The following is a 9,752-nucleotide window of genomic DNA, read 5'->3' on the forward strand; positions in this document are numbered from 1 at the left end:
ATCCCTCCCGGGAGTCAGGCGTTCGCGATGGCGGCGGCGAGCTCCAGCTGAAGCTCGCGGCGCAGCTTGAGGAAGCGGCGTGGACTGTGGAAGGTCGCCACGGCGACCAATCGGTCGGCGCGGTGGAAGCCGAAGACGGTCCCCCGGTCGGTGGGCACACCATCGGTCTCCCCACGCTCGAGAACCGTGACGGCGGTCGCCAGGTCGGGTCGCCCGACGAGCTGGAAGTTCACGTCGAACTGCGTGCTCCAGAAGTACGGCGGCTCGTGCGGTCGGCTCGGCTCCAGCCCGAGGATCGCGGCGGCCGTGACGGCCGCCTGGTCCACGGCTGAGGTCCAATGCTCGTGGCGGGCACGGTCGCCGAACGCCGGCTCGTGCCATGCGGCGACGTCCCCCACCGCCCAGACGTTGTCGAGCGCCCGGCCCTGGTGATCGCAGGGCACCCCGCCGCCGTCGGCAAGGCCGAGGCCGACGAGCCAGGCGTTGTTGGGAGCCGCACCGATGCCGACGACCACGTGGTCGGCGTGCAGCTCGGTGCCGTCTGCGAGGTGCACCGTGACGAGCTGCTCGAGCTCCTCCAGCCTGGTGATGGCGGTCCCGGTCCGGACCCGGACCCCCTCGGCCTCGTGCAGCCGCCTGAAGAAGCCTCCGATCTCGACACCGAGCACCGGCGCCAGCGGCTCGGCCGCAACCTCAACGACCGTCACCTCCCGGCCGTGGTGGCGTGCCGCCGCGGCGACCTCGAGTCCGATGAATCCGCCGCCGACCACCACGACGCGGCCGCCGGTCTCCAGGACGGCTCGCAGGCGGACGCTGTCGTCGAGGGTGCGGAGCGGGTGCACCCGGCCGCCCGAGGCAGCGCCCGGCCAGCGCCGGGCGGACGCACCCGTCGCCACCACCAGGTGGTCATAGTTCAGCTCGCGGTCGTCCGCGAGCGTCACAGTGCTGTCAGTCGCGGCGACAGCGCGGCTGCCGAGGAGCGTCTCTATCCGGGCCTCAGCGAGCGCCTCCGCACTGGTGAGTGCGACCCGCTCGACCTCCCAATCGCCCGTCAGCACCTGCTTGGAGAGCGGTGGTCGGTCGTAGGGTAGGTGCTCCTCCTCGCCGACCAGCCGCAGCGGTCCGTCGTAGCCGAGCCGACGAAGCGCCTCGCTGACCCGCAGCCCAGCCAGGCTGGCCCCGACAACCACCACCCCGCCGGTCAACCCAGGATCCCGTGGTCGTCGAGCGCGGCCGCCGTACGTCGAACCATCTCGATGCTGATCTCATCGGGCTGCATGTCGGGCTGCAACCCACCGTGGCCCAACGTCATCAGCCAGGCGAAGTACGGCCACGCGGCCTGTCGGCGGTACGCCGCCCACGCGGGCTGGAACTCGAGGCGCGGTCCCCCGGCCTCGGCCAGGCGCTCGAGATAGAAGCCGAGCAGGTCCTGTTCCCAAGCGCGCCGATCCTCCACGGAGAGCGCGCCATTGACCAGGTAGGTGACGTCGTACTGCCACGAGCCCCGCTGGATGATCTGCCAGTCGTTGAGGCCCATCCGCCCCTCATCGGTGACGTAGGTGTTGCCGATGTGCGGGTCACCGTGGAGGAGGGTCATCGGGCCGGTGCTGCACTCCTCCAGCCCCACCCACAGAGCGTCGAGGGCGTCGTCCGTGCGTGAGCGAAGCGCGACGGGCACCGCATCGCCCGCCATCTGCACGCCGTCGTGAGCAACGCCTGCGATGCCGAAGGTCTCCGCGGAGCGGCGCACGTACTCGATCGGTCGGTGCAACCGCTCATTGCGGACCACCTCGGGCGCCTCCCAGAAGCGCCCGTGCAGGACGGCCAGGTTGGCCAGCAGGTCCTCGATCTCGGCGCGTGAGATGGGCCGGAGGGCGGTCACGAACTCGGCGCCCTTAGTCACGCCGATGTCCTCAATCACCGCGATCGACCGCCAGGACTGCGGGTCGTATCCGCCGTGGAAGCCAAGCGGTGCCTCGATGTCCAGGCCCGGCCGGTAGTCGCGAAAGAAGGTCGGCTCCCCCGGCAGGATGCCGATGAAGCCGAGCATCAGGCGCTGCTTGAACCGTTGGGTGGTCTTGCTGAACACGGTGGTCGGCAAGCCGGCGGCGTCCCCCACCGCGTTGTAGCGCACCTCGCTGCGCCAGCGGGTCGAGCTACCCACCGAGGCCTCGACCGTCGAGGACCAGATCACCCGGGCGCCCGCGACGTGTCCGCAGAGCACGTCCGTGAGCCACTCGTCGCTCACGGCATCGGGCGAGGCCGGGACCTCCCCCGCACCTCGGGCGCGGGCGGGCAGTGCGCGCTCGAGGGCGACGTGGGCCGCGACGACCGCGGTGCGCGACCGCCGGTAGACACCAGACCGGGGGTTTCCGGTGCCCTGGATCAACGCGCCGGGAATCCGCCTGACGGCGACAAGGGCCTGGCTGGTCGTTGACATGGGGTCTCCTCGATCGGGTGACTGGCGCTGGTCACCTGCCCTGACTCCTGGGCGGATGACGCACTCGCGGCCTGCTCCTTGATTAACCAAGCAGTGTCAGAATAATGTGGTCTCAGTCACGGAGAGCGCAACCCCTGCGCCGGAATGAGCTGAATCCGTGGACACCGATCCGACGTGGAGGAACTTCCCATGCTGAGCATGACCATCGACGGCAAGCCTGCCGAGACCTTCGAGACGTTCGACGTCGTCAACCCGGCGACCGGCAAGGTCGCCGCGACCGCGCCCGAGTGCACGCCCGCCCAGCTGGACGAGGCGATGGCGTCGGCGGCGCACGCGTTCACCACCTGGCGGACGGACGACGGCGTACGCCGCCAAGCACTGCGCGACCTGGCCGACGCCGTCGAGGCGCGGCACGACGAGCTGGTCGCACTCCTCGTCAAGGAGACCGGCAAGCCGCTGGCGGTCGCGGCGGGTGAAGTCGCGTCGGTCGGCCCCTGGATCCGCTACTACGCCGAGCTCGAGTGGCCGCACAAGGTCATCCAGGACGATGAGACCGCACTCATCGAGGTCGCGCACCGACCGATGGGCGTGGTCGCCGCGATCACGCCCTGGAACGGCCCGGTCGGCATGTGGAGCTGGAAGATCGCGCCGGCGCTGCGCGGTGGCAACACCGTCGTGCTCAAGCCTTCGCCGTTCACCCCGCTCTCGACGCTCCTCCTCGGCGAGATCGGGGCGTCTGTCCTGCCTCCCGGCGTGATCAACATCGTCACGGGCGGTGACGCGCTCGGGAAGCTGATGACTGCGCACCCGACGCCGCGCAAGGTCAGCTTCACCGGCTCTATCGGTGGCGGACGATCTGTGGCCGTCAGCGCTGCCCAGGACCTCAAGCGAGTGACCCTGGAGCTCGGGGGCAATGACGCCGCGATCATCCTCGACGACGCGGACATCCCCGTGGCCGCTGCGACACTGTTCGCGTTCTCCATGTTCAACTGCGGCCAGATCTGCTGCATCCCCAAGCGCATCTTCGTGCCCTCCAGCCGGTACGAGGAGGTTGTCGAGGCCTTCGCCGCAGCCGCAGCGGCCACGAAGACGGGTGACCCCACCGACCCCACGACGACCATGGGCCCGCTCACCACCAAGCCGCAGCTGGACCGTGTCTCCGAGCTCGTTGCCGACGCCGTCGACAACGGCGCCCGAGTCGTCGCCGGCGGCAAGCCGGTCGAAGGTGCCGGCTACTTCTTCGAGCCCACCGTGTTCGCCGATGTGGCCGAGGGCTTCCGGATCGTCGACGAGGAGCAGTTCGGCCCCGCGATCCCGCTGCTCAAGTACGAGACGGTCGAGGAGGCCGTCCAGCGGGCCAATGCGACTGAGTACGGCCTGTCGGGCTCGGTCTGGTCGAAGAACGTGGCGCGCGCCAAGGCGGTCGCGGAGCAGCTCGAGTGCGGCACCGCGTGGGTGAACTGCCACGCGATGCTCCCCTCGAACGCGCCGTTCTCCGGCGCCAAGCACAGCGGTGTCGGCGTCGCCAACGGCGAGGACGGGTTGCTCTCGTTCACCGAGCAGCAGGTCGTCCACACCGCGAGGGGCTGAACCGTGGCGCGGATCGTCGTCGTCGGTGCTGGCGGTGCTGGTCTCGCGGCCGCGCTTGAGGCCAGTAGGGGTGGCGCTGAGGTCCTCGTCCTCGAGGCAGCTGCGCAGGTCGGCGGCGCCACGGCCCGGGCCGGCGGTGTCGTGTACGCCGCGGACACCCATGTGCAGAAGGCTCGTGGCATCGAGGACTCCGTTAGCGCGCTCATCAACTACTACATGACGGTGAGCCGACACGAGCTCGAACCACGGCTGCTGCGTCGTTCTGCGGAGGGCACCCGCGAGGTCATCGGCTGGCTCGAGGAGCTGGGGATCACCTGGCAGCCCGAGCGGCTGTACGTCGCCGGTCTGGAGCTCGAGGCCCGCGGCCACATGCCGACCGGCGACACCAGAGACCTCGGCCCGGCCGGCGGCGCCATGATCGTCGCCGCCCTGCTGACCGCCGTCGAGCAACAGCCCACCGCGACCATCCGCACCTCTGCGCGGGTCGCGTCCTTGTTGTCCGATGGAGGCGCAGCCCTGGGCGTCGTTCTCGAGGACGGGGAGGAGATCGCGGCGGACGCGGTCGTCCTCGCCTCCGGCGGCTTCGGGGCGGGCCAGGAGATGCTCCGCGAGTACTGGCCTGAGGCGACCCGGCACGGAGACTGGCACTGGTATCTCGGGCCCGACACCAATGTCGGCGACGGTGCGCGGATGGGACTCGCCCTCGGCGGCGAGCTGCGAGGTCACGGTGGAACACTCCTCGAGACCCCCAACTTCGGACGTCTCAACGACGCCTTCACCCCGCCATGGATCGTGTACGTCAACCAGCACGGCCACCGGTTCGTGGACGAGACCGACACCTACTGCGTGATGCCCCACGTGATCGGCAAGCAGCCCGGAGGCACCTGCTGGGCGGTCTTCGACGAGGCTGCCCTCACCCTGGTCGGCGAGCAGGAGTTCCTCGATCCCTATGGACTCGGCGTCGAGCTCGAGTCCAACTGGACGGTCGCCATGCTGCGGCAGCAGATCGAGAACGGCACCGTTCTCGCGGCCGACTCGCTCCGCGCACTGGCCGAGCTCGCCGGCATCGACCCGGCTGGCCTGGAGGCGACCGCGGAGAAGTGGAACGTCGACGTCGCGGACGGTCACGACAGCGCCTTCGAGAAGAAGCCCGATCTGCTGCTCCCGATCTCGACGGCCCCGTTCTACGCCGTCCAGCTGAAGCCCGCGATCATCGGCATCACCTTCGCGGGGCTGCGCATCGACGAGTACGCGCGCGTGCTCGACCGGGCGGGTCGCCCCATCCCCGGGCTCCTCGCCGGCGGTGAGGTGGCCGGCGGTCTGGATGCCGACGTCTACGCCGGCGGCGGCGCCTCGATCGGCAACGCGCTGGTCTTCGGTCGTACGGCGGCACGCACGGCGCTCGCGGGGATCTCGGCATGACGGCGGCCGGCCGCGGCAGCCAAGAGGTGGCGGACCGCCTGGCGATCTACGAGCTCTACGCCCGCTACGCACTCGCCGCCGACCTCGAGGACGGCACGGCGTACGCCGACTGCTTCACGGAGGACGGTTGGACCGACATCTCGTCGTTCGGCCACACCGCGGCCTCTTTTCGGGAGCGCGGGCTCGACGTCCTCGGCGACGACGGTAAGGTACGCGGCCGGTCAGACCTCGCCACGATCGCCACCAAGACGCCCGGTTCGCCGGTCTACCGGCACCTGACGATCAACGCCCTGGTGACGTCGTACACCGTGGACCGGGCGACCGGTACGGCGTACTTCGTGGTGCTGTCCCCGACGGGCGAGGTCCACCAGCACGGCCGCTACGACGACGTACTGGTCCGCGACGTCGATGGCGAGTGGCGGATCGCCGAGCGGATGGACCTCGCCGCCTACAACGCAGGAAGCACGCTCGCCTGACTTCGCTCAGGCCCTCTTCGTCTCCCAGAAAATCTCGGCGATCTCGTCGATCTTCGCGAGCAGCTCGTCGGCCTTGCCGGCGTCGAGCTCACCCTTGGTGCCGGAGGCGCCGGCGAGCTTGGTGGCCTCGTTGACCAGGGTGTGCAGCTGCGGGTACTTCTCGAAGTGCGAGGGTTTGAAGTAGTCGGTCCACAGCACCCACAGGTGGTGCTTGACCAGCTCGGAGCGCTGCTCCTTGATCAGGATCGCCCGGGTGCGGAAGTCGGGGTCGTCGTTGTCCGCGACCTTCGCGATGATGGCCTTGATCGACTCGGCCTCGATGCGGGCCTGTGCGGGGTCGTAGACGCCGCAGGGGAGGTCGCAGTGGGCGGATACCTCGAGGGTGGGGGCGAACAATCGCGCGAACATGCAGGTCCTCTCGTCAGGTGCCGCACGTGCGGCACGCCATATATCTATCATTGTTGGGTTCCGGTTAGCATGCCACGAGGTGGTGTCCGCCACCGAACGGAGGAAGTGACGCGTGCCCGCCACCGGTCGACAGCGCCAGCGGATCTGTTTCGGCGTGCTCGCCAGCTCGATCCTTGCCTTCTCAGCCTTGCAGTCGCTCCTGGTCCCCGTGCTGGCGCAGATCGAGCGCGACTACGACACCGACCAGAGCACCGTCACCTGGGTGCTCACGGCCTACCTCCTGTCCGCGTCCATCCTCACGCCGCTGATCGGGCGGGTCGGGGACAGCGTCGGAAAGCGCAAGATGCTCGTCATCACGCTCGTGGCCCTGAGTGTCGGTTCCGCCATGGCAGCGCTGGCGCCTTCGCTCGGCTGGCTGGTGGCCGCACGGGTCGTCCAGGGAGCTGGCGGTGGCGTCATGCCGCTGTCGTTCGGGATCATCCGCGACGAGTTCGAGGATGTGCGCGTCTCCGGCGCGATCAGCATGCTCGCCGCAATCGGCTCGCTCGGGTACGGCGTCGGCATCGTCGCCTCCGGACCGATCGTCTCGTCCCTCGGCCTCTCCTGGCTGTTCTGGCTCCCGATGGTCACCACGTGCCTTGCTGCCGCCGCGGCGTACCGCTGGATACCCGACTCGCCCGCGCGTGAGCGTCGCCGGCTGCCGTTGTTGCCGGCTCTCCTGCTCTCCACCTGGCTCGTGGCGCTGCTGCTCGCCCTGAGCCAGGGAAACTCGTGGGGGTGGTCGTCGACGCGCATTCTCGGGCTGGTGACCATCGCGGCACTGGTCGCCGGACTCTGGATCACCGTCGAGCTGCGAGCACCCGTGCCGATGATCGACATGCACATGATGCGGCTGCGCGGCGTCTGGACCTCGAACGTCGTCACCGCCCTGCTGGGGTTCGGCATGTTCGCGGCCTTCGCCTTCCTCCCGCAGCTGATGCAGACCCCGAGCAGCGCCGGCTACGGCTTCGGCTCCTCGATCAGCGAGTCCGGACGCCTCCTGCTTCCGTCCGCACTTGCGATGTTCGCGGTCGGCTTCTTCACGGCGCCACTGGTGAGCCGGTTCGGCTCCCGCCTCGTGACTGCGGTCGGTTGCACGATCGGCGCGGCGTCCTACGTCGCGATCGCATTCGTCCACGATCACCCGTGGCAGGTCAGTCTGTTCATGACGACCGTCGGCGTGGGCGTCGGCCTCGTCTTCGCGGTGATCGCAGGCGTCGTGGTCGGATCCGTGCCGTCGAGCCAGACCGGCGTCGCCAGTGGGATGAACGCCAACATCCGCACGATCGGAGGCTCGATCGGGGCAGCCGTCATGGCCGGCGTCGTCACCGCCCACTCCACGACCGCGGGCTTCCCGTCCGAGTCTGGCTACGTGATCGGGTTCGCGCTCCTCGGCGCAGCGATGCTCGCCGCCGCCGTCGCAGCCCTCCTTCTTCCCGACTCCCACGTCCAGCCCACGGACGGCCCGCTGCGCGACGCCGACAACGCCGAGCTGGGCATGCTTCCGATGGGACACACTCGGTAGCTGCGGTTGACGAGCTACACGCCCAGGTGACGCGCAAGATCTGCGGTGAAGGCGGCGTAGCGACCGACGAACGCCTCCCGCATCTCCCGGTCGACGTCCGCATCGCAGTCGTAGTCGCCGTACCACTCCACGAACGTAGCGTCAGCGCTCGTCACGGGGCGGACCCGGATGGTGGCGAGGTAGGCACGCACCGGAAACGGGATCGACTCGGCAGGAAACTCGTAGCGGTACGAGCGATCCAACGCATCCATACTCACCAACCGCTCGCGGGCGACTCCACCCGTGGCGATCGAGAGCCTGCGAACCGAACCGATGACGGGCTCGCCGCCGCCTTCGAGCTCTCCATGGTCGAGCTTGCCGACGAAGTCGGCGATGCGCTCAAAACGGCCGAGCACGTCCCACACGGCGTCCACGGGAGCGGCGACGACCGTCGAGAAGTAGGCCCGACTCATGTGATCCCCTCACCGGTTGACCGTCGCGTATCCAATGATGTTGGATTATGGGGCGGGCCAGCCGGACGGTCAAGGACTCAGCGCGTTCCGGACTCGAGAGCCGCCCCGCGCGGCAGCAACGGAGGAAGTCGTGACCGAAGTCCTGACCCCGGTGATCGTCGAACGCGTCGGTGGCATTCAGGTCATCTCGATCAATCGACCCGCAGCTCGCAATGCACTCAACCTGGCGGTGGCCGAAGGCATCAGGGACGCCGTCGACGATCTCGACGCAAGCGAGGAGCTGCACGCAGGGGTGCTGACAGGCGCCGGCGGTCACTTCTCGGCCGGCATGGACCTCAAGGCATTCCTCCGGGGCGAGCAGCCGTCCTTCGAGGGACGCGGGCTCTGCGGTATCACCGTGACACCTCCGCGCAAGCCTCTGATCGCCGCGGTCGAGGGATGGGCGCTGGCCGGCGGATTCGAGCTCGTGCTCGCGTGCGACCTCGTTGTCGCCGCCGAGACGGCACGGTTCGGCGTACCCGAGGTCAAGCGTGGTCTCATCGCGGCAGCTGGCGCTGCCCTCCTGCTCCCGCAGCGCATTCCTCGAGCCATCGCACTAGAGATGCTGATGACGGGCGAGCCGATCGATGCGCGTCGCGCCGCCGAGATCGGCCTCGTCAACCGGGTGGCCGAACCGGGCGGAGCACTCAGCGCGGCCATCTCCCTCGCGCAGATGATCGCCGCCAACGGCCCGCTGGCCGTCCGCAGGACGAAAGAGGTGGCGCACGCCGGCACGGACTGGGGGACGGAACGAGGATGGGAGCACCAGCGCCCGATCATCGACGAAGTCTTTGCTTCCGCAGACGCCGCAGAGGGCGCGGCAGCCTTCGCGGAGAAGCGCGCCCCCGCCTGGCGGGGAGTGTGACACGGTAGGGCCGTGTCCGAGGCCTCGGTCACGCAGACACGAAGTCGGTCCATCCCTCGGCCAGGTAGGCGATGAACGCGGGGCCAACACCTTCTGCGGCCAGATGTGCGGCCGGGACCGGTCGGGGGCGGGACACGAACCCACGGTCGGCGAGTGCACGTTGCGGAAAGTCGTGGTGAACGATCGCACCCGTGCCCACCGAGACGTAGTCCGCGCCGCGGTCCACCAACTCTGCAGCGTCCTGCGTCGAGCGCACCCTGCCCGCGACCCCGAGCGCAACGCCGTGTCGGGGGAGATCGGTGAAGTAGTCCATCAACCGTCCCTCGTTGCCGACCTCCCGAGGAGTCTTGAACGCGTCCCACAGGGAGAGGTCGAGGTAATCGATGAGCCCGGATGCCATCAGGTCATGGGCAAGCCTCCTCGCCTCGGCGAGAAGGATCCCCTGCCCCTCTGCGGACAGCCTGATGCCAACTTGAAAGTCGGCTCCAGTCGCCCC

General features: G+C 69.2%; 10 protein-coding genes. 5 read left to right on the plus strand and 5 right to left on the minus strand.

Annotated elements, in window-relative coordinates; translation table 11 throughout:
* Positions 1–14: 14 nt before the first annotated feature.
* Both ABEA33_RS21515 and ABEA33_RS21520 read right to left on the minus strand, forming a co-directional pair.
* Complete coding sequence (locus tag ABEA33_RS21515; protein WP_345529081.1) at positions 15–1,205, minus strand: NAD(P)/FAD-dependent oxidoreductase; 1,191 nt, start codon at positions 1,203–1,205, stop codon at positions 15–17.
* Complete coding sequence (locus ABEA33_RS21520) at positions 1,202–2,440, minus strand: phosphotransferase (RefSeq protein WP_345529082.1); 1,239 nt, start codon at positions 2,438–2,440, stop codon at positions 1,202–1,204. The genes ABEA33_RS21515 and ABEA33_RS21520 overlap by 4 nt, the downstream gene beginning before the upstream one ends.
* A gap of 189 nt (positions 2,441–2,629) precedes the next feature.
* Between ABEA33_RS21520 and ABEA33_RS21525 the strand changes: the two genes are divergently transcribed.
* Genes ABEA33_RS21525 through ABEA33_RS21535 form a run of 3 tightly spaced genes read left to right on the plus strand, consistent with a single transcriptional unit; the run spans position 2,630 to position 5,928 of the window.
* Positions 2,630–4,030, plus strand: coding sequence for an aldehyde dehydrogenase family protein (locus tag ABEA33_RS21525; RefSeq protein WP_345529083.1), 1,401 nt, complete (start codon positions 2,630–2,632; stop codon positions 4,028–4,030).
* Between the two features lie 3 nt (positions 4,031–4,033).
* Positions 4,034–5,452 carry an FAD-dependent oxidoreductase gene (locus ABEA33_RS21530; RefSeq protein WP_345529084.1) on the plus strand — a complete coding sequence of 473 codons (1,419 nt, stop codon included), beginning with the start codon at positions 4,034–4,036 and terminating at the stop codon, positions 5,450–5,452.
* Positions 5,449–5,928 (plus strand): nuclear transport factor 2 family protein, encoded by a 480-nt coding sequence (locus tag ABEA33_RS21535; protein ID WP_345529085.1) that lies wholly within the window; start codon positions 5,449–5,451, stop codon positions 5,926–5,928. Before ABEA33_RS21530 ends, ABEA33_RS21535 begins: the two co-directional genes overlap by 4 nt.
* A 6-nt stretch (positions 5,929–5,934) precedes the next feature.
* Here ABEA33_RS21535 and sodN read toward each other — a convergent pair whose 3' ends face one another.
* A complete protein-coding gene (sodN, locus tag ABEA33_RS21540; protein WP_345529087.1) occupies positions 5,935–6,336 on the minus strand; it encodes a superoxide dismutase, Ni in 402 nt (133 codons plus the stop codon).
* A 112-nt stretch (positions 6,337–6,448) separates the two neighbouring features.
* Here sodN and ABEA33_RS21545 point away from each other — a divergent pair, with 112 nt between their 5' ends.
* The gene (locus tag ABEA33_RS21545; RefSeq protein ID WP_345529088.1) at positions 6,449–7,900 is read left to right on the plus strand and encodes an MFS transporter; all 1,452 of its coding nucleotides are present in this window, start codon (positions 6,449–6,451) and stop codon (positions 7,898–7,900) included.
* A 14-nt stretch (positions 7,901–7,914) separates the two neighbouring features.
* Here the strand turns inward: ABEA33_RS21545 and ABEA33_RS21550 are convergent, their stop codons facing one another.
* Positions 7,915–8,352 carry an SRPBCC family protein gene (locus ABEA33_RS21550; RefSeq protein ID WP_345529090.1) on the minus strand — a complete coding sequence of 146 codons (438 nt, stop codon included), beginning with the start codon at positions 8,350–8,352 and terminating at the stop codon, positions 7,915–7,917.
* 16 nt (positions 8,353–8,368) lie between these two features.
* Between ABEA33_RS21550 and ABEA33_RS21555 the strand changes: the two genes are divergently transcribed.
* Complete coding sequence (locus tag ABEA33_RS21555; protein ID WP_345529091.1) at positions 8,369–9,256, plus strand: crotonase/enoyl-CoA hydratase family protein; 888 nt, start codon at positions 8,369–8,371, stop codon at positions 9,254–9,256.
* 28 nt (positions 9,257–9,284) lie between these two features.
* Here the strand turns inward: ABEA33_RS21555 and ABEA33_RS21560 are convergent.
* Positions 9,285–9,752 (minus strand): beta/alpha barrel domain-containing protein (locus tag ABEA33_RS21560; protein WP_486348358.1); only part of this gene is annotated, 468 nt, incomplete at its 5' end.

Origin of the sequence: Nocardioides endophyticus (assembly GCF_039543845.1) — a bacterium.
GTDB classification, from domain to species: Bacteria; Actinomycetota; Actinomycetes; order Propionibacteriales; family Nocardioidaceae; genus Nocardioides; species Nocardioides endophyticus.

Bases quoted from the DNA above. Each gene is read 5' to 3' on its own strand.
- ABEA33_RS21520 (WP_345529082.1), bottom strand. From the start codon at position 2,440: ATGTCAACGACCAGCCAGGCCCTTGTCGCCGTCAGGCGGATTCCCGGC.
- ABEA33_RS21525 (WP_345529083.1), top strand. From the start codon at position 2,630: ATGCTGAGCATGACCATCGACGGCAAGCCTGCCGAGACCTTCGAGACG.
- ABEA33_RS21535 (WP_345529085.1), top strand. From the start codon at position 5,449: ATGACGGCGGCCGGCCGCGGCAGCCAAGAGGTGGCGGACCGCCTGGCG.
- sodN (WP_345529087.1), bottom strand. From the start codon at position 6,336: ATGTTCGCGCGATTGTTCGCCCCCACCCTCGAGGTATCCGCCCACTGC.
- ABEA33_RS21550 (WP_345529090.1), bottom strand. From the start codon at position 8,352: ATGAGTCGGGCCTACTTCTCGACGGTCGTCGCCGCTCCCGTGGACGCC.